Below are 19,032 nucleotides of genomic sequence, written 5' to 3'. Positions count from 1 at the left end.
GATGGAGCGGGCAACGGCGGCCGCGTACCCCGAACGTAACAGGGGGATTTGTCCGGCGGGCTGCGGCGATGTTTCGGGCGTGTGATCACCGGGGGAGCCGGCGGCTGGCGTCACCGGTCGATGTACTGGTGGTCGCTGACGATGAGGCCCGCCGCGTCGAGTACGAGAAAGTCGAAGCCCACGGAGACGGTCGCGCCCGTCGCCGCCTTCGCCATCTCCCAGTTGAAGCGTACGGTCCCGTGGTGACCGTCCGCGTTGGGCACGGCTCGGAAGAAGTGCGTGCCGGGGGCGACCCACTCGGCATGGGCGGCGGTCACCCGCGCCACCATGTCCGCACGGCCGCGCACTTCGCGTGACGGAGTGAAGTGCACGCACCCGGGGGCGAACAACTCGTCGACCAGGGCGCGGCGCAGGGCCTGGTCGGGCTCGTTCCACATCGCGATGTACCGGCGGGCGAGGGCGTTCAGGATGCCGGTGTCGGTGGTGTTCACGCGGGGGCTCCTTCTCGGGCGGACGGGGTGGCGGCGCTGCTCTTCACGGTGCTGCGGGGAAGGAACTGGACGAGCGCGGTGAGGACGAGGGCGACGGCGATCAGAAAGACCAGTCCGTGCCGGAAAGCGGTGGGCACCCCTTCGGTGACGCTGCCGTAGTAGACGATGCCGACCGCGCCCACCCCCAGTGCCCCGCCCACCTGCTGGGTGGTGGTGAGCGCGCTCGCGGCCGCGCCGGCGTGCTGCTGCGGGACCCCGGCCAGCGCGGACGTCATGATCGGACCCAGCGCCAGCCCCATGCCGATCCCGTCGAGGAGGAGCGCCGGTACGAGCCCGACGACGGCGACCTCCTGTCCCACCATGACCAGGAGCGCCGTGAGGCAGAGTGCCCTGGTGAGTCCGCCGATCGTGATCACCTGCCTGCCGAGGCGGCCCGCCAGCCGGGGCGCGATGAGCGAGGCGGCCAGATATCCGGCGCCGATCGGAGCGAAGGCGAGCCCGGCCTCCAGCGCGTCGAGGCCGCGGCCCTGCTGGACGTACAGCGCGAAGATCAGGAAATACGCCGCCATGCCCGACGTGAACGCCAGATACGTGAGCAGGCCCACGACGAAGCCACGTTGGCGGAACAGCGCCGGGTCGATCAGGGGCGAGTGCGGGAGCCGCCGCAGGCCGAAGGCCGCGAAGAGTGCCGCTGACGCGGCGAACGAGACCCAGGTCCATGCGGGCCAGCCCTGTTCGCGGCCCTCGACCAGCGGCAGGAGTGTGGCGGCGAGTGCCGAGGTGACCAGGGCGGCGCCGGGCAGGTCGAGGCGCGCGGCATCGTCGGCGCGCGTCTCCGGGATCACCCGCCCGGCGACCGCCAGCACGGTGATGCCGATGGGAACATTGAGCAGGAAGCAGGCCCGCCAGCCGAGTCCGAACAGGTCCGCCTGGATCAGGACCCCGCCGATCAGCTGTCCGAACACCGCTGCCAGCCCCATCGTCAGGGCGTAGGCATTGATGGCTCTGAGCCGCTCGGGACCCGCGTAGGCGGTGCGGATGATGGCGAGGACCTGGGGGGAGAGCAGCGCGGCGGCGGCGCCCTGGGCCACCCGCGCCACGACCAGCGCGGTGGCGGTCGGCGCGAAACCGCACGCGATCGAGGCGAGCGTGAACAGGGCGATGCCGAGCGAGAACATCCGGCGGCGCCCGTGGATGTCCCCGAGCCGCCCGCCGAGGATCAGCCCCGACCCGTAGGCCAGGGCGTATCCGGCGACGACCCACTCGATGGCGGCCGGGCCGGCGTGCAGATCGTGCTGGGTGGACGGGACGGCCACATTGACGATGAAGAAGTCGAGAACCGTGATGAACACGCCGGTCAGCACGGTCGGCAGAGTTCCGGAACGGGGCATGGCTGCTCCTTGGAAGGGGAGAGGGCTCGCTGCGGTGAGAATGGTCGGTCTACTTTCCTGCCCACAGTAGATAGACTGGTTGTTCTACCGTCAAGTGCGTGTCAGAATCGATGACGTGACGACGACGAGACCGGGCCCCCGCGAACGGCTGGTCGAGGCCGCCCGCGACCTCACCTACACCCATGGCGTACACGTCGGCGTGGACGCGATCCTCAAGAAGGCCGATGTCGCGCGCCGTTCCCTCTACCAGCACTTCGGTGGCAAGGACGGCCTGATCGCCGAGGTGCTGCGCAGTCACCCGACCCACGCCCGCTACACCGCGGTGATGGACGAGGCCGGTGATGATCCGCGGGCGCGCGTTCTCGCGGTGTTCGACGAGCTGGAGGCGATCACCCAGCGCCCGGGCTTCCACGGTTGCCGCTACACCACCGCCGATGTGGCCCTCACGGACCCGGCGCACCCCGCCCACGCGGAGGTCCGCGCCTTCAAGGACGGGCTGCACCAGCTGTTCGCGGCGGAGCTGGCCAGGTACGGACACCCGGACGCCGAGTTCGGCGCGGACCAGCTCCTGGTGCTCGTCGACGGCACACTGGCCCACGGCGTCACCCGCCCCGACGCGCACCCGGCGCTCGCCGCCCGGGACATGGCCGACATGTTGCTCGACCGCGGGCGCACCGGGCGCTGACGGCACGCGACGGGTGCGCGCGGCGCGGGACGCCGAGGCCCTACGCTCGAAGGTCTGATGACGACGATCCGTCCCACCTCGCCCGGCGCCAAGGCCGGAACCGAGTCCGTGCGCCGCAACAACCTCGGCCTCGTCCTGCGTGCCGTCCTCGAGGAGGGCGAGGCGACCCGCGCCCGGGTGGCGGCCCGTGTCGGGCTGACCCGGGCCGCGGTGTCCTCGCTCGTCGAGGAACTGCTGGCGCTCGACCACCTGACCGAGTCGGGCAAGACGTTCAGCGGCAGCGCCGGACGCCCCGGCACCGTGCTGAAGGTGTCGGACACCGGCCCCGCAGGGCTCGGCGTCGAGATCAACATCGACTACGTCTCCGTGTGCGCGGTCGGGCTCACCGGCACCGACCGGGTCCGCGTCACCGAACACACCGACAACCGCGACACCCCGCCGGCCGAGGTGCTCGCCCACGCGGCCCGGCTCACCAACCGGGTCATCACCTCGACCGGCGAGCAGGGGCTGAGGGCCGTCGGTGTCGAACTGGCCCTGCCCGGACTCGTCTCCGGCGGAATGGTCCGCCAGGCACCGAACCTCGGCTGGTACCGCGTCGCGGCCGAGGGCATCTTCGGCCAGGCGCTCAGCACGCTGCGGCCGGCCGGACGGGCCCTGGCGGTCAGTTCCGACAACGAGGCCAATCTGGCGGCCCTGGCCGAGCTGTGGTTCGGCGCCCTCGGCGACGCCGGCTCCTTCCTCTACCTCACCGGCGAGATCGGGGTCGGCGGCGCTCTGGTGCTCCAGGGGGAACTGCTGCGCGGCGCGCACGGTTTCGCGGGCGAGGTCGGGCACGTGGTCGTCGACCCCGAGGGCCCGCTGTGCGGATGCGGCGCGCGGGGCTGTCTCGAGCAGTACGCCGGTCAGGCGGCCCTGCTGCGTGCCGCGGGCATCGACCCGGCGGCGGGCGTGCGCGGACTCGGCGAGCTGGAGAGGCGGGCGGGCGCGGGCGACCCGGAGACCCTGGAGGTGCTGCGGGCGGCCGGTGACCGGATGGGCGTGGTGCTGGCCGGGGCGGTCAACCTCTTCGATCTGGACACCGTCGTGCTCGGCGGTATCTACCGGGGCCTGATGCCATGGCTCGCCGGGGCGGCCGAGGCGCAGCTCGCGGACCGGGTGGTGTCGGGCCGCTGGCGGAGCGACGGCCACGGGCTGCGGGCCTCCTCGCTCTCCGGCGACGCGGCCCGGGGCGCGGCGGCGCGCGTGGTGCGCGAGGTCCTGGACGACCCGGCGGCGTACGCGGCACGCTGAGAACGGGTCCACGCAGCAGGCCGCCCCGCCCGCCGTGCGTACGGCGAACGGGGCGGCACAAAAAGAAACGGGGCGGCACAAAAAGACGGGAAACGGCTACTTCCGGTGCGCCGCGATCAGCTCCTGGTACCACCGGTAGCTGTCCTTCGGCGTGCGCTCCAGCGTGTCGTAGTCGACCCGGATGATCCCGAACCGCTTCGCGTACCCCAGCGCCCACTCGAAGTTGTCCAGCAGCGACCAGACGTAGTACCCGCGCACGTCCACGCCCGCGTCCATCGCCGCCCGCAGGGCCGTCAGATGCGTCTGCAGGTACGCGACGCGGTCCGCGTCGTGCACCGAACCGTCCGCGTCCACGGTGTCGAACTCCGCCGAGCCGTTCTCCGTGATGTGCACGGGCGGCAGCGCGTCCCCGTATGTCTGCTTCAGCGCGGTCAGCAGGTCGGTGAAGGACTCCGGCACGACCGGCCAGTTCATCGCCGTCTTGCGGACGCCCCGGTACTCGCCCTCGCTGTAGCGGTTGTCGGTGGCGACACGCAGCGCCGGGTCGGCCTCGCGGTGCGGGGCGGCGGCGACCACGATGGGGCGGTAGTAGTTGATGCCCAGGAAGTCCATCGGCTGGGAGATCAGTTCCAGGTCGCCCTCGCGCCGGAAGTCCTGCGCGGTGATGAGCTCGCCCCAGGTCTCCTCCTCGGTGGCCGGGTAGCGGCCCGCGAGGATCGGCTCGGTCCACACCAGGTTGTGCTGGGTGTCCGCGCGGACGACCGCCGCGAGGTCGGCGTCCGACTCGGTCGCCGGGACGTTGCGGTCCAGGTTGAGTGTGATGCCCGCCTCGCGGACTCCCGCCGCCCGCAGCGCCTTCATCGCCAGGCCGTGGCCGACGAGCAGGTGGTGCGCGGCGGCCAGGGCCCCGCGGCCCTCCTTGGCGCCCGGCGCGTGCCGGCCGACCGAGTAGCCGAGGAACGCGCTGCACCACGGTTCGTTCAGCGTGATCCAGCGCGGCACCCGGTCGCCCAGGTGCTCCGCCATGATCGCCGTGAACTCCCCAAAACGCTCCGCGGTCTCCCGTACCCGCCAGCCGCCCTTGTCCTCCAGGGCCTGCGGCAGGTCCCAGTGGTAGAGGGTGGCGGCCGGCTCGATGCCCGCTTCCAGCAGCTCGTCGACCAGCCGGGAGTAGAAGTCCAGGCCCTTGGGGTTCACCGCCCCGCTGCCCTCGGGCTGGACGCGCGACCACGCTATGGAGAAGCGGTACGAGTCCACACCGAGGTCGCGCAGCAACGCCACGTCCTCGGGGTAGCGGTGGTAGTGGTCGCACGCCACGTCACCCGTGTCACCGCCGTCGGTCTTCCCCGGCGTGTGGCTGTAGGTGTCCCAGATGGACGGCCCGCGGCCGTCTTCGTCCACAGCGCCCTCGATCTGGTACGAGGCAGTGGCGGCGCCGAAGACGAAACCGGGCGGGAAGACCGGGAACTCGCTCATGAAAACCCTTACTTGACCGAGCCGCCGGTGATCCCGGCGGCGATGTATTTCTGCGACAGGACGAGCAGGACCGCGGCCGGCACGGCCGAGAGGACCGAGGCGGCCATGACCGACCCCCAGTCACCGACGTGGGCGCCGATGTACTGGTAGATGCCCAGTGTGATGGGCTTGACGTCGTCCGTGGTGTTCAGGGTCAGCGCGAACATGAAATCGCTCCACGCGTACAGGAACGAGAACAGGCCCGCCGTGATCAGGGAGTTGCGGCTCATCGGCAGGACGACCTGGATGAACGTACGCACGCGACCGGCGCCGTCGACCTCGGCGGCCTCGATGACCTCGCGCGGGATCGACACCATGAACGAGCGCATCAGCACGATCGCGAACGGAATGCCGAGCGAGGCGTCCGCGAGCATCAGGCCGAAGTAGGAGTTGACCAGGCCGAGGTCCACGTACGCGCTGTACAGGGCGTTCGCGATGACGATGCCCGGCACCATCTGGGTGATGAGCGTGCCGAAGACGATCGTCTTGCCGCCGCGCAGGTTGAACTGCGCCAGCCCGTACGCCGCCGGAGCGGAGATCGCCAGACAGATGGCCACGGCGCCCAGCGCCACGGCCAGTGAGGTCAGCAGGTTGCCGCCCTGCTCGCTGAGGGCGGAGGTGAATCCGGAGAAGTCCACGCCCGTCGGGACCGGGCCGACGTCGACCAGGCTCGCGTCCGGCTGCAGCGCGGTGTTGATCATCCAGTACAGCGGGAACAGCATCACCGCGAGGACGACGACGCCGAAGACGGTCGCACCCCAGCGGCGCTTGGGCCGGTGGACGGCGGGAGCCGGGGCGGCGGGGATCTGGGTGGTGGTCGCCATGCCGGTCACTTCCCCTCATTGCGGTTGGCGCGCAGGTAGAACACCGCGAAGACGGCGGAGATCAGGATCAGGATGTTGCCGACCACGGCACCGGCCCCGAAGTCCATCTGGACGAACGAGTTCTGGTACGTGAGCGTGCCGAGCGTCTGGGTGGAGTCGGCGGGCCCGCCGTCGGTGAGGGCGAGGACCAGGTCGAGGATCTTCACCGTCGACATGAAGCCGAGCACGAGCACCACGGTGATGACGGGCCTCAGCATCGGCAGGGTGACCGAGCGGAACGTACGCCAGGCGGACGCGCCGTCGAGCGCGGCGGCCTCGTTCAGCTCCTTGGGGACCTCCTGCAGGCCGCCGTAGAGGATCACCATGTTGAACGGGATGCCGATCCAGATGTTCACCAGGACCACCGAGATCAGCGCCATGCTGGTGCTCGTCAGCCACGGCGTGTCGGCGGGGAGGCCGACCGTGCCGAGGAACGAGTTGAGGACCCCGGTGTCCTGGTCGAAGATGCGCCGCCACACGATGCCGGAGACGACCATCGGGACCAGCCACGGCAGCAGGATCAGCGAGCGCAGGATGCCGTTGAGCGGGAAGCGGCGGGCGAAGAAGACGGCGAGGGCCAGGCCGATGCAGAACTGGCCGACGAGCGAGCCGACCGTGAAGAGGATCGTCTGCCACAGTGCCTTGCCGAACAGCCCGTCGTTGAAGACGTTGCTCCAGTTGTCGAAGCCGTTGAACGGCGCCTCACCGGTGAAGAAGGTGGACGGCGAGTAGTCCTGGAAACTCATCACGATGTTGCGGACGAGCGGATAGCCGAAGAACAGCGCCATGAAGATCACGGCGGGGGCGATGAACCCCCACTGGGCGAGCGCCCTGCGCCGCTTGGCGCTCCGCGGGTTCACGGGCTTCTTGGCCGCACCGGCGGCGGAGGCCTTCGGGTCGGCCGGCAGCGCGGCGGCCGAGGCTGTGGTGGATGACATGGTTCGTATACCTCAGTTCCCGCTCGTGACCTGCTGCTGGGCACGCTTGAGCGCGGCCTCGCTGGACTCACCGGTGAGCGCGGACTGGAAGGCGCTCTGCAGGGCCAGCGACGCGGACGACCACTTCGCGCCGAGCTTGGCGGTACGCGAACGGGCCGTGGCGACCTGGTCGGCGAGGGCGGCCAGCTCCGGAGTCTGCTTGCGCCACTCGGCGGCGGCCTTCTGGTTGGCCGGGACCATCCAGCTGTTGATCGCGTACGTGATCTCTTCCTGCTCGCCCGACATGCAGCCGATGATCCGGGCGGACATCTTCTCCCGCGCCTCGTCACCGGTGTTCGGCACGGTCAGCACCCCGCCGCCCAGCGGACCGACGGAGTCGTCGCCCGCCTTCGGGACGGGGATCTGGGCGATGCCCCAGTTGAGCCCCTTCTTCGCGTTGAGGGTCTCGACCTGCCACGGGCCGTTGATCATCATGGCGGCGTTGCCGGCCATGAACTGGTCGTTCACATCGGCCTGCGTCCAGTTGACCGTGGACTTGGACAGGGAGCCGTCCTTCAGGAGGCTCTTCCAGTAGTCCAGCGCCCCGGCCACCTGCGGGCTGTCGAGCTTCGTCTCGTCGCCGCCGTTGGACCACATGAACGGGGTGAACTGGAAGACGCCGTCCTCCGCGCCGCCCGCGCTCAGCGCGAGGCCGTACCGCTTGCCCTGGGTGAGCTTCTTCGCGGTGTCCCGCATCTCGGCCCAGGTGGTGGGCACCTGAAGACCGGCCTTGGCGAGGGTGTCCTTGTTGTAGAACAGCGCCAGGGTGTTCACGGTGCGCGCCGCACCGTAGTACGTCCCGTCGTACGAGCCGAAGTTGACGATTCCGTCGGGGATGTCCTTCGTCGTCAGACCGAGGTCCTTCAGCGGGATCAGCCCGCCCGCCTCGGCGAACGTCGGCATCTCCGAGGCGTCCAGCTGGAGCACGTCGGGCAGCGACTTCGAGGACGCCATCCGCAGGGCCTTCGTCATCACCTGCGCGGCGGGGACGCTCTGCTGCTCGATCTTCACCCCGAGCTGCTTGCTGCACCGGGCCAGGGTCTGGGCGTCCCAGCGGTGGTAGGACTCGTCGGTCGAGGAGTTCATCACGGTGTACACGTCCGCGTCGCGCTGCTGGCCGCAGCCGGACAGGACGACGCCGCCGAGCAGCGCCGAGACGACGGTGAGCGGGACGATGACCCGCCGGTGAGGACGGCGGCGCGGCCGGCGCATGCCGTCCGGAGAAGGTGCTGTCACGATGGTGCCCTTGCGTGAGAGGGGTGCCGGCCCGGGGGGACCACTGTGTCCCGACGAGGTGGATCCGTCCGCCCGGCGCGGGTCCGGCAGGCCCGCGCGGGGGAGAAGGGGTGTCCGACGGCGACGGTCCGCGCCGGACACCCCGGTGGCGTCAGCCGACGCCGAGCAGGTGCTCCATGGCGAGCTGGTCGAGCGCCTCGAAGGCCATCGAGCGCTGGGCCGCGCCGTCCACGTCGAAGTCCTCGTACGCGGTACGGTCCGCGAGCAGGGCCTTGACGCCGTCGGCGGCGGTGGGCTGCGCCAGCTCGTCCAGACGGGAGGCGGCCAGCGCCTCCTTGACGGCCGGGTCGGCGCGGAAGGCCAGCGCGCGCTCCTTGAGGATCAGGTAGTTGCGCATGCAGTTCTTCGCGGACTCCCAGACCCCGTCGATGCTGTCGGTGCGCACCGGCTTGAAGTCGAAGTGCAGCGGGCCGGCGTACTCCGAGCTCTCCAGCAGGTCGACGAGCCAGAAGGCCTGGCGCAGGTCGCCGGCGCCGAAGCGGAGGTCCTGGTCGTACTTGATGCCGGACTGGCCGTTGAGGTCGATGTGGAAGAGCTTGCCCGCCCACAGCGCCTGTGCGATGCCGTGCGCGAAGTTCAGCCCGGCCATCTGCTCGTGCCCGACCTCGGGGTTCACGCCGTACATCTCGGGGCGCTCCAGGCGCTCGATGAACGCCAGGGCGTGGCCGACCGTCGGAAGGAGGATGTCGCCGCGCGGCTCGTTCGGCTTGGGCTCGATCGCGAACCTCAGGTCGTAGCCCTGGTCCACGACGTACTCGCCGAGCAGGTCGAACGCTTCCTTCATGCGGTCCAGCGCGACCCGCACATCCTTGGCCGCGCCGGACTCGGCGCCCTCACGGCCACCCCAGGCGACGTAGGTCTCGGCGCCCAGTTCGACGGCGAGGTCGATGTTGCGGATGACCTTGCGCAGCGCGAACCGGCGGACGTCACGGTCGTTGGACGTGAAGCCGCCGTCCTTGAAGACGGGGTGCGTGAAGAGATTGGTGGTGGCCATGGGGACCTTGAGACCGGTGCGGTCCAGGGCGGCCTTGAAACGCGTGACGATCGCGGCGCGCTCGCTGTCGGAGGCGCCGAACGGGATGAGGTCGTCGTCGTGGAACGTCACGCCGTGCGCGCCGAGCTCCGCGAGGCGCTCGACGGACTCGACCGGGTCCAGGGCGGGGCGGGTGGCGTCACCGAAGGGGTCGTTGCCTCGCCAGCCGACGGTCCAGAGTCCGAAGGTGAACCGGTCGGCGGGGGTGGGGGTGAAGCGGTTCGACATTCTGCTGCCTCTTGTCGACATGGCCCGGACGGCTGCTCTGCCGCCCGACCGAATTGTTTGCTGACAGAACTAATACGGCATCTCGGCGTTTCTTTCTAGACCATCCTGGTGACACATCGGTCACGCAGGGGCAACACACCACCTCGCCGGGGGTCTTGCGGCTCGGATCGAGCGGGATCCGGGCGGCCGAGGGAGGTGTCGAAGCGCTTCGACAAAATATTTGTTTTGTGTACGATCAAAAGCGGGCGCCCCGACGACGTACCCCCGCACACACCTCCGTACCGGCTAAGGAAGACCCCCCATGAAGTTCACCGACGGCTTCTGGCAGATGCGAGACGGTGTGAACGCCTCGTACGCCACCGAGATCCGCGACCTCCGCCTCGACGCCGACCGCCTCACCGCCCACGCCTCCGTCAAGCGCGTGACGCGGCGCGGGGACACGCTCAACGCCCCCCTGATCACGGTGGAGGCGTACGCCGCCGCCGAAGGCGTCATCGGCGTCCGCATCACCCACCTGTCGGGCAAGCGCCGTCCCGGCCCGGAGTTCGAGCTTCCCGGTGCCGTCGGTGACACCTCGGCCACCACCCGTGACGAGGGCCCCACCGCCGAGCTCACCAGCGGACCGCTCACCCTGCGCCTCCCCACCGAGGGCGGCTTCGGCCTGGAGTTCCTCGACGCGGACGGCCGCCTGCTGACCGCCGCCGGGCGCAAGGGCACCGCATTCGCCACCGTCCAGGACGGCGGCCACCACATGTTCGCCCAGCTCGCCCTCGGCGTCGGCGAGACGATCCACGGTCTCGGCGAGCGGTTCACCCCGTACGTCAAGAACGGCCAGACCGTGGACATCTGGCAGGCGGACGGCGGCACCAGCAGCGAGCAGGCCTACAAGAACATCCCGTTCTACCTCTCCTCGCGCGGCTACGGCGTCTTCGTCAACCACCCGGGCAAGGTCTCCTTCGAGGTCGGCTCGGAGGCCGTCGGACAGGTGCAGTTCAGCGTCGAGGACCAGACGCTGGAGTACTTCGTCGTCGCCGGTCCCACGCCCAAGGACGTCCTCACCCGCTACACCGCGCTCACCGGCCGCCCGGCCCTGCCCCCGGCCTGGTCGTTCGGCCTCTGGCTGACCACCTCGTTCACCACCGACTACGACGAGGCCACCGTCACCTCGTTCGTCGACGGCATGGCCGAGCGCGGCATCCCGCTCTCCGTCTTCCACTTCGACTGCTTCTGGATGCGCGAGTACCAGTGGTGCGACTTCGAATGGGACCCGGACACCTTCCCCGACCCGGCCGGCATGCTCGCCCGGCTGAAGGACAAGGGACTGAAGATCTGCGTCTGGATCAACCCGTACATCGCGCAGAAGAGCGCCCTGTACGCGGAAGGCGCCGAGAAGGGCTACTTCGTCCTCACCCCCGACGGCGACATCTGGCAGTGGGACAAGTGGCAGGCCGGCATGGCGCTGGTCGACTTCACCAACCCCGAGGCCACCGCCTGGTTCCAGGCCAAGCTGAAGACCCTCCTCGACCAGGGCGTCGACGGCTTCAAGACGGACTTCGGCGAGCGCATCCCCACCGACGTCATCTGGCACGACGGCTCCGACCCGGAGCGCATGCACAACTACTACACGCACCTGTACAACAAGGCCGTCTTCGAACTCCTGGAGAAGGAGCGCGGAGCGGGCGAGGCCGTCCTCTTCGCCCGGTCGGCCACCGCCGGGGGCCAGCAGTTCCCCGTCCACTGGGGCGGCGACTGCTGGTCCTCCTTCGAGGCGATGTCCGAGTCCCTGCGCGGCGGCCTCTCCCTGTCCCTGTCCGGCTTCGGCTTCTGGAGCCATGACATCGGCGGCTTCGAGGGCACGCCCGACCCGGCGGTCTTCAAGCGCTGGCTCGCCTTCGGCCTGCTCTCCTCGCACAGCCGGCTGCACGGCTCCTCGTCCTACCGGGTGCCGTGGGAGTTCGGCGACGAGGCCGTCGCGGTCGCCAAGCAGTTCACCGAACTGAAGCACCGCCTCATGCCCTACCTGTACGGCGCCGCCGTCGAGGCCCACCGCACCGGCGTCCCGACCATGCGCCCGATGCTGCTGGAGTTCCCCGACGACCCGGCCACCCGCACGGTGGACCGCCAGTACCTGCTGGGCCCGGACCTCCTCGTGGCCCCCGTCTTCACCGAGGACGGCCAGGTCGAGTACTACGTCCCCGAGGGCACCTGGACCCACTTCCTGACCGGCGAGACCGTCACGGGACCCGCCTGGCACCACGGCACCCACGGCTTCGACAGCCTCCCGCTCCTGGTCCGCCCCGGCGCAGTCCTCCCGCTCGGCGCGGACGACCAGCGCCCCGACGCCGAATGGACCCAGAACCTTGAGCTGCGCGTGTACGCCCCCGAGGGCCTCGGCGACTTCACCCGCACGGTGACGGTCCCCGACCTCACGGGCGCCCCGGCCGCCACGTACGAACTGGTCCGCGAGGGCGGCACACTCCGCGTCACGGCGGACACGGACCGGCCGTACACGGTCGTGGTCGCGGGCGACGAGTCGCTGGACGTGGTCAAGGGCTGAGAGCGGGGGGCCGGCCCCTTCGGTCACGGCGCCGGCGCGTCGGGACGGAGGGCCGGCGGCCGGTACGCGCGGAGACCCGACGGCGCGCCCTGCCGCTCCCCGCCCGGCGAGGCCAGTCGAGCGGAACTGGCGTGGCGTCCCGTTGTGATGGCCCTCCAGGGCGCGTCGCTCAGGTGCAGGCTGATGACGCTGTGTCAGACAAAGCCTGTGAAAACTTCGGTGACGGCTTCGCCGGTCATGGTCGGGTCTCCTTCGCAAGGAGGCGGGTTCTCGCCGGTGGCGGCGTTCCGGAATCCGGCCACGGCGCCCTGGGGCGCTCCTGCGGGATCGGGGGCGGTCGAAGCGGTGTTCGTGGACGAATCCGGGGTGTTGCGGTACCTGACCTCGAACGGCGGCGTGTGCTGGGGTGTGACCGACCTGCCGGGCGGGCCGTACACGCTCGGCGGGGGCGACAGACAAGCAGGGGGGATCCTCGCCGTCACCGGATGCTCCGGGGACCCGGCCACGGTCAGCGTGTTCTGGACCGACGATTCGGGGACGCTCGGACAGCTGGAGCTGACCGGGGGAGGCTGGAGCGACTCGCCGCGGTACCCGGTGGGGCAGGTGCCGATCGTCAACGGTCTGAAGGCCTCCTATTCCCCGCCGGTCGGTGACGACCCGCCGCGCCCGGTCCTGTACGGCGCACGGGACTCCTCCACCCTGGTCGTCACCGCGTTCGACGGCGAGGCGTGGACCCCGTACCAGGTCTTCTGCGACCCGGACTTCGCGCCCCAGTACAACGGCATGGCGCTCACGCCGACCGAGGCCGGCGGCAATCCGCATTTCAATGTGGTCTTCAACGGAAGTGGCACGCCCGGCGTCACGCAGCTGTCCGGCTCGGGGGGCTTCAACGTCCTTACGCCGTGGCACACCCTCGGGTCTCCCGGGCTCAGCGGCGGGGTGGGCGTGGCCGGCGGCGTCTTCCCCGGAGGGCTCGTGGCGCTGACCCAGGCGTACTCCGAGGGTCAGCCGCTCAGTCCTGCCTGTGTCTACCTGGACGAGCAGCCGGACGGCGAGCGGAACCTGATGGTCTGGCCGGCCGGATTCACCGGGGCGATGGCGCTGCCGGTGCCGAATCTGGGGAGCCGGCTGGCTGTCGCCGGGCAGTCCGTGGCCGGCTTCAACACGACCGTGTACGTCATCGGCTCCGACAACAGCGTCTACGCCATCCCGCAGATCAGCACGTGCTTCGACGCCCAGACGCCGATCATGGGCCCCGCCTCGCAGATCTACGTCGGAGGTTCCGGAACGGACCCGGTGCAGCTCGGCCCGGACCAGGTGCCGGGCGACGCTCCCGCCCTGTTCGTCGTCGGTGACGACCAGAGCCTCTGGCTCTACGAACCCACCGGCCTGCCCGGCAGCTACAGCACGACGCTGCCCGGCTCCACCGGCCAGTGGACCGGCTGTCAGGTGCGGCAGAACAGCCCGCTACCGCCCGTCGAGCTGCTCAGCCCCATGCCCGCAGGCACGGCGCTGCCCACGGGCTCGAGCGTCAGCACGCCCCTGAACACCAGGCTGACCGTCCAGCCGACCGGACTGCTGCTCACCGCGGGCGACACCCCGGTGTGGTCCGTGCCCCTCGCCGGCGTCGGCGGTGCGATACTGACCGAGAGCGCCGACCTGACCGTCGTCGGCCTGTCCGGCGACACACTCTGGGCGTCGGGTACCGGCACCACCTCGGGTACGGCGAGCCTCAGGATCGTCGACGCTCCGCCCAGCGTGCAGCTCGTCGGGGACGACGGCTGTCCGTTCTGGTACTCGAACCGCACGTACGGCCCGTGTTCACCCGGCACCCCGATCGCCCCCGGCGCCCAGATCGCCGCCGACGGCGTGGTGCTGGTCATGCAACTCGACGGCAACCTGGTCCTGCTCGACCGGTCCGGTCAGCCGGTCTGGAACACCGGCACCGACGGCAGCGACGGCAACACCCCCGGGCACTCCGCCGCCTTCACCGATGCGGGCGCGCTGGAGGTCTGCGACAGCACCGGGGTGAACGTGGTGTGGAGCTCCGCCGGCTTCGGGGGCAGCCCCGGCGACACCCTCACTCTGTCGAGCGGCCCCGCACCCTGCCTGGAGATCACGTCCGCCGGTGCCCTCGTCTTCCGGGTCGGGCCGCCCCCACCCAGCAGCGACGACACCACCGGCTGCCCTCCCGGCTGGTGGTTCACCCCCGGCACCGGCATGACCGGCCATGAGGGCTCCCAACTGCTGATGCGGAACGAGCAGTTGCTGCTGTGGGACCAGGTCGGGACGGACTACTGGTCACAGCCCGGATCGGGTGCCGTGTTCACTGCCGACGGCGATCTGCAGCTGCTCGACGCACAGGGCGCCGCCATCTGGAAGGCAGGTGTGAACGGCGCCCAGCTCATCGTGGACAAGACTCCCGGCAGGCTCTGCATCGTCGACGAGCACGGCAACGACCTCTGGATCGTCCCCCCGTCCGGTTGACCGCGCGCCGACCGTCGATCCACTTCCCGAAGCCGCCGCCACCTTACGGAGACCGCCCGTGAGTACGCCGTACCCCAAGATGCCCTTCAGCGCGCAGGTCAGCAGCGTCCTGATCCAGGACGCCGTCAACACGAACAGCGTCATGGTCAGCCTCGATCAGGACCTTCCGCAGCGCGTGGCCCCCTGGGTCGGCACGTTCTGCAACCCGTTCAAGAACGGGCTGGCCGAGGCGTTCGTCATCACCGACACCGCTTCGGACGGGACCTCCAGCGGTACCTGTGCGCTGAACTACCTGGCCCAGGATCCCACCGCGGCGCACGGCTGGACCCTTACCCCGATCTCCGGTATCCCGGGCGGCTGCACGCCGGTATCGGTCGTCGCGTGCATGGCCGACGGGCTCCCCAACTTCTTCTGCAGCCTACGAGACTCCGGTGGTGCGTCGGGCGCCGTCTGGCACGGCCGGCTCGACGGAGAGGGCAACATCTCCTCGGAGACGCTCGGCTTCGGCATCCCGTCCGGGGTGTCGACGCTCAAGGTGGCCTACTACGACCCCGCTGTCGAAGGTCCCGCCAACGGTCCTCTCCCGACCACCGGCCCAGGTCCCTTCCCGATCGTCTACACCGTGCTCAGCACCGAGTTCCCGTGTGTCGGCACCTTGAACTTCGACGGAGACAGCTGGCACGGCAGCTTCGACGCCTGGGAGGTGCCGGGCTGGGACTCCCCCTACTCCGACTGGACACTGTTTCCGATCCCCGGGGAGTTCGGCAACTGGGTCATGGTCTCGGCCGACGGGTCGTCATCCGCCGCCAATTCGCTGAACTCGTATTCACTGCGGAACGGGAACCTGCTCACCCAGGATCCGTACGCCAGTACCGGCACTCCCGTCTCGCCTCCACCGGTCACGGCGGCTCAGTCGTTCGCCGGCGTCTGCTGGGAAGGGGTCGAATACGGCTCCCGGCCGTTGTACGTCGACACCAAGAGCGTGCCGTTCCTCTACGACGCCGAGTACGGCAGCATCGTGCTGCCCGTGAACACGAGCGGCACGATCACCGAGGCCCAGGCCGTGACCGACAGCGCGGGCATGACCTCGGTGTTCTTCACCGACTCGGACGAGAACCTGTTCTTCCTGACCCAGACGGGCTGCTTCACCAGCAGCTCCGCACCTGACAAGTACACGATCCAGTGGGCCCCCAGCATCGCGATCGCCGGCAGCTCCAACGACAGCGGCGGAGTCAACGAGGGCTGCTCCGCCCTGTATCCCTCGCTCTTCCCGGGCGATCCGCCCACCCTGTTCACCGCCAACGCCGCCGGCGAACTGAGGCTGCGCCAGCTCAACCCGGCCACCGCCGCCGGTCCGGGCGGCTGGATGAGCCACACCCCGTCCCTGGCCCAGGTGAGAACGTACGAGCTGGCGACCTACCGCACCCAGTTCACCCTCACCGACGTCAACGGCCTGCCGGTGGGCAACCGGAGGATCGAGGTCACCGCCTCGACGGTGACCGGCGCGGTCCTCAACGGCACCGTCCAGGTGATCGGGCCAGGCGACGGCCAGTCCGCCACCGTCACCACGACAGCGGCCGGCACCGCCACCGTCGCCCTCGTCGCGAGCGACTTCGCCCCGGCCACTCTCACCTTCGCCGACGTGCCGGGCCAGTCCGGTGCCGACGTCGACCCCGCGTTCGAGACGCGGACCGCCGCACCGGCCGCCCCCGTACAGGCCTACCTGGCGGGCAGTTCCGACGGCGTCAGCAACGGATGCCTCGGCACCACCGGCTCGCTCCCCTACATGGGCAGCGGCAACACGACCTTCACCTCCGACATGATCTCGGGGGCGCAGAACCCCAACCCCCAGCGTCCCGGCAGTCTGTTCCCCGGGGTGCAGGGCGACAACCCGGTCATGTCCGCCGACCAGGCGCACACGGCGGTCCAGAGCCTCATGGCCAAGGGAACCGGTCAGCCGAATAAGGGAGCGGACGGCGGCCTGGCGGGATTCATCATCAACCGTGACATCGTCACGGGCCGGCCCCGCTACCAGGAGTTCCACGACCGCGACGCCTACCGGCGGGAACTGGCCCACCACAACACCGTCATCGGCGAGAGCCTGTGGGGGGACATCAAGCGCATCGCGGACAGCATCTGGCAGGGCATCAAGTCGGCCGCGATGGAGGTGTATCACCTCGGCGTGAACCTCGTCGACGGCATCGTCCAGATCGCGGTCAAGATCGGCGACGCGATCGTCAACATCGGCAGCATCATTATCGAGGGCATCGAGGACGCGGTCAACGTCGTCATGGCCGTCTTCTCGGCCATCGAGGCGTATGTCAAGGACGTCATCGACTTCCTGAAGGCCCTGTTCGACGGCAAGGCGGTCTTTGCCTGCCAGAAGGCCCTGACCACCGCGCTGAACGACACCATCGACGCCGTGGCCGCCGCCCTGACCAACGCCCAGACGAACCTCGGTCCGAGCGGGACGTTCTTCTCCGATCTCACGGGCGATGTCCAGCGCTGGTTCCGTTCCGGCGCCGACGGCATCGGTTCGGACGAGACGCTGGGCACCAATTCCACGTTCCAGCAGTACGCCGCCGCGAGCACCGTCACGGGTAACACGAACTCGATCACGGCGACGGCCGCCGGCGGCACAGCGGTCTCGCCGTCCGACCTGACAGCGAGCCCGCATGCCCACTACCTGACCCATCAGACCTTCGGCGCGGTCCCACCGGTGGCCGGCGGCAACGGCAGCACGCGCGACGGCGGTCGGGCCCAGGCGCGGCCCGGGCCCACTCCGCTCACCTTCAGCGAGCTCATCGAGGACCTCGGCCGGCAGCTCACCGAGTCCCGCAAGGAAGACGCGGGCGACGACTCCGACCCGTTCTGGAATTTCTGCAAGGAACTGTACGCATCGGACGCGACGCAGGAACTGTTCCAGACGTTCGGCACAGCCCTCCAGCAGGTCGTCGCGTGGATCAAGACCCAGATCGATCCCTCCGACCCGAGCCAGTGGCAGAACGTCAGCGTCGGAGACCTCCTCGCGACGCTCGCCGACGAACTGATCGAGGCCTTCCTCGCCCTGCTCGATGTGGTGGTCGTCGACATCCTCGGGCTGATCGTGGACTGCATCGAGAGCATCAAGGCGTTCCTGGAGACGCAACTCACCGGACCACTGGCGCTCCCGCTCCTGCTGGGCTGGAACTTCTTCGCTCTGCTCGCCGGTGATCCGCTCGTCGACAGCATCACCATCGGGGAAGGGCTCACGCTGCTCGCAGCCGTGCCCGTGCACGTCATCGGCACCATCATCGAAGGAGAGTCCACGAGCCTGACCTGGCCCCCGGTCTCCGCCGCGCAGCGCCCCTCCGGCGACCGAGGTCCCGACCTCGCCGGTCCGTGGGAGTCGATCTACTACGTCAGCGGGGCGTTGTGCAGTGTCGCCGAGGGCTTCTGCCTCATGTACATGGACGTGTGCTCGGCGGCCGGCCAGTCCTGGTCGGAGGGCTGGGAGGCTTTCGGCGGTGTCGTCACCGCGCTCGGGATGGGCCTCAACGGGCTGTCGGTCGCGCTGACCCTCCCGCTTCCCCTGGACGCCCTCAACGCCTGGCCGATCGCCGACTGGTCCGTCGGAGCCCTCTTCGCCGCTCTTTCCACGGTCGGCTGGCAGTTGTTCAAAATGTACTATTTGAACAACTATCTCGGAGGCTTGACGCCGCCGGAATCCGAGGGGCTGAAGCTGTTCGCCCTGTCCATGTTCAACATGCTCCTCGGTCTGATCGATCTCGTCGTGAACATCGTGGGCGACTGCGTGGAGGGCGGCGCCTGGACCACCGATCGCATCCTGTCCGCCATCAGCGCGGGACTCGGCCCGATGGCCAACATCTTCTCTCCGTTCGGCACCCAGCCCCTCCAGGACTTGTTCGGGGCGGACGTGGCGTGGATTCCGCCGGTCGCCGACGTCACGAGCTACGTCGTCGGCGCGCTCATCGGCCTCTTCGCCAACCTGGGGGTGTAGGGCGCCGGTACCTCCCGCTCGAAGTACCGGCTCGGCGCGGCCCCGGTCGTGCGGCTTTCCCGTGCCGCGGGCCCGGCCGGGGATCCTCGCCGATCAGCGGCAGCGCGCGTAGCCGCATCAGGTCACTCCCGGGCGCGCCCGCCCGCCTCGCCGCGGCAAGGAATGCGATCGTGGACCAGCGGGTTCTCACCGTCGACAGCACGCGAGCGGCAACAGCAC

At 69.8% G+C, this 19,032-nt stretch carries 12 protein-coding genes; 5 read left to right on the top strand and 7 right to left on the bottom strand.

Annotation, left to right across the window (positions count from 1 at the left end; all coding sequences use genetic code 11):
• Nucleotides 1-110 precede the first annotated feature (110 nt).
• The gene (locus tag ABTX18_RS27755; RefSeq protein WP_352125484.1) at nt 111-491 is read right to left on the bottom strand and encodes a nuclear transport factor 2 family protein; all 381 of its coding nucleotides are present in this window, start codon (nt 489-491) and stop codon (nt 111-113) included.
• Entirely contained in the window at nt 488-1,882 is a 1,395-nt protein-coding gene (locus ABTX18_RS27750; protein ID WP_352125483.1) for an MFS transporter, read from the bottom strand. The genes ABTX18_RS27755 and ABTX18_RS27750 overlap by 4 nt, the downstream gene beginning before the upstream one ends.
• A 115-nt stretch (nt 1,883-1,997) precedes the next feature.
• On the opposite strand from ABTX18_RS27750, the gene ABTX18_RS27745 reads away from it, so the two are divergent.
• Complete coding sequence (locus ABTX18_RS27745) at nt 1,998-2,567, top strand: TetR/AcrR family transcriptional regulator (protein ID WP_352125482.1); 570 nt, start codon at nt 1,998-2,000, stop codon at nt 2,565-2,567.
• Nucleotides 2,568-2,624: 57 nt separating this feature from the next.
• Complete coding sequence (locus ABTX18_RS27740) at nt 2,625-3,857, top strand: ROK family protein (RefSeq protein WP_352125481.1); 1,233 nt, start codon at nt 2,625-2,627, stop codon at nt 3,855-3,857.
• A 96-nt stretch (nt 3,858-3,953) separates the two neighbouring features.
• On the opposite strand, the gene ABTX18_RS27735 is transcribed toward ABTX18_RS27740, so the two are convergent.
• From ABTX18_RS27735 to xylA, 5 genes are all read right to left on the bottom strand, one after another.
• Nucleotides 3,954-5,333, bottom strand: a complete 1,380-nt coding sequence (locus ABTX18_RS27735; RefSeq protein ID WP_352125480.1) for a GH1 family beta-glucosidase — start codon at nt 5,331-5,333, stop codon at nt 3,954-3,956.
• Nucleotides 5,334-5,341: 8 nt separating this feature from the next.
• Entirely contained in the window at nt 5,342-6,196 is an 855-nt protein-coding gene (locus tag ABTX18_RS27730) for a carbohydrate ABC transporter permease (RefSeq protein ID WP_352125479.1), read from the bottom strand.
• Nucleotides 6,197-6,201: 5 nt separating this feature from the next.
• Complete coding sequence (locus tag ABTX18_RS27725; protein WP_352125478.1) at nt 6,202-7,173, bottom strand: carbohydrate ABC transporter permease; 972 nt, start codon at nt 7,171-7,173, stop codon at nt 6,202-6,204.
• Between the two features lie 12 nt (nt 7,174-7,185).
• A complete protein-coding gene (locus ABTX18_RS27720; RefSeq protein WP_352125569.1) occupies nt 7,186-8,424 on the bottom strand; it encodes an ABC transporter substrate-binding protein in 1,239 nt (412 codons plus the stop codon).
• 175 nt (nt 8,425-8,599) lie between these two features.
• Complete coding sequence (gene xylA, locus ABTX18_RS27715) at nt 8,600-9,769, bottom strand: xylose isomerase (RefSeq protein WP_352125477.1); 1,170 nt, start codon at nt 9,767-9,769, stop codon at nt 8,600-8,602.
• Between the two features lie 301 nt (nt 9,770-10,070).
• Here xylA and yicI point away from each other — a divergent pair, with 301 nt between their 5' ends.
• The 3 genes from yicI (at nt 10,071) to ABTX18_RS27700 (ending at nt 18,813) form a co-directional block, all read left to right on the top strand.
• Entirely contained in the window at nt 10,071-12,326 is a 2,256-nt protein-coding gene (gene yicI / locus ABTX18_RS27710; protein ID WP_352125476.1) for an alpha-xylosidase, read from the top strand.
• A 276-nt stretch (nt 12,327-12,602) separates the two neighbouring features.
• The gene (locus tag ABTX18_RS27705) at nt 12,603-14,813 is read left to right on the top strand and encodes a hypothetical protein (protein ID WP_352125475.1); all 2,211 of its coding nucleotides are present in this window, start codon (nt 12,603-12,605) and stop codon (nt 14,811-14,813) included.
• Nucleotides 14,814-14,871: 58 nt separating this feature from the next.
• The gene (locus ABTX18_RS27700; protein WP_352125474.1) at nt 14,872-18,813 is read left to right on the top strand and encodes a phage tail family protein; all 3,942 of its coding nucleotides are present in this window, start codon (nt 14,872-14,874) and stop codon (nt 18,811-18,813) included.
• Nucleotides 18,814-19,032: the final 219 nt, after the last annotated feature.

The sequence above is a fragment of the Streptomyces sp. NPDC096323 genome, assembly GCF_040302845.1.
In the GTDB taxonomy this organism is placed as follows: domain Bacteria; phylum Actinomycetota; class Actinomycetes; order Streptomycetales; family Streptomycetaceae; genus Streptomyces.
This window is presented reverse-complemented; position numbering and strand designations above follow the sequence as displayed.

Excerpts from the sequence above, each read along its gene's own strand:
- ABTX18_RS27730 (WP_352125479.1), bottom strand. The coding sequence starts at position 6,196 with ATGGCGACCACCACCCAGATCCCCGCCGCCCCGGCTCCCGCCGTCCAC.
- ABTX18_RS27725 (WP_352125478.1), bottom strand. The coding sequence starts at position 7,173 with ATGTCATCCACCACAGCCTCGGCCGCCGCGCTGCCGGCCGACCCGAAG.
- xylA (WP_352125477.1), bottom strand. The coding sequence starts at position 9,769 with ATGTCGAACCGCTTCACCCCCACCCCCGCCGACCGGTTCACCTTCGGA.
- ABTX18_RS27720 (WP_352125569.1), bottom strand. The coding sequence starts at position 8,424 with ATGCGCCGGCCGCGCCGCCGTCCTCACCGGCGGGTCATCGTCCCGCTC.
- ABTX18_RS27750 (WP_352125483.1), bottom strand. The coding sequence starts at position 1,882 with ATGCCCCGTTCCGGAACTCTGCCGACCGTGCTGACCGGCGTGTTCATC.
- ABTX18_RS27735 (WP_352125480.1), bottom strand. The coding sequence starts at position 5,333 with ATGAGCGAGTTCCCGGTCTTCCCGCCCGGTTTCGTCTTCGGCGCCGCC.
- yicI (WP_352125476.1), top strand. The coding sequence starts at position 10,071 with ATGAAGTTCACCGACGGCTTCTGGCAGATGCGAGACGGTGTGAACGCC.
- ABTX18_RS27740 (WP_352125481.1), top strand. The coding sequence starts at position 2,625 with ATGACGACGATCCGTCCCACCTCGCCCGGCGCCAAGGCCGGAACCGAG.